The 321-nt window shown below is 57.9% G+C and carries 2 pseudogenes; both read right to left on the reverse strand.

Annotated features, from left to right (window positions below):
• Window positions 1–237: pseudogene (locus EE949_RS13040) on the reverse strand (acyl carrier protein); the annotation flags it as partial.
• A 9-nt stretch (window positions 238–246) separates the two neighbouring features.
• A pseudogene (locus tag EE949_RS13045) lies at window positions 247–321 on the reverse strand (phosphopantetheine-binding protein); the annotation flags it as partial.

Consider the following 321-nt stretch of genomic DNA (forward strand, 5'->3'; position numbering starts at 1 on the left):
CCAGGCGGTAGACGGCCTCGACCACGTCGTTGACGGTTCTGACGGACTTGAACTCTTCCGCCGCGATTTTCTTGCCGGTCTTGCGCTTGATGTGGTCGATCAGGTCAACAGCGTCAATGCTGTCGATTTCCAGGTCCTGATACAGGTCGCCTCGGGGACGACCCTTTCAGGTTCCAGTTCGAACAGTTCGACCATGGCCGTGCGCAGGGTTTGGAAGATGTCTTCACGGGTTTGCATGTTCAATCCTCAGACCGGCTGTCTGGCGCTGACGAACGCCACAAGGCTGTCGACGTTGGCGAAATGGTTGCGGGTGTCCTTGGC

The organism is Pseudomonas viridiflava (genome assembly GCF_900602065.1).
Classification (GTDB): Bacteria; Pseudomonadota; Gammaproteobacteria; order Pseudomonadales; family Pseudomonadaceae; genus Aquipseudomonas.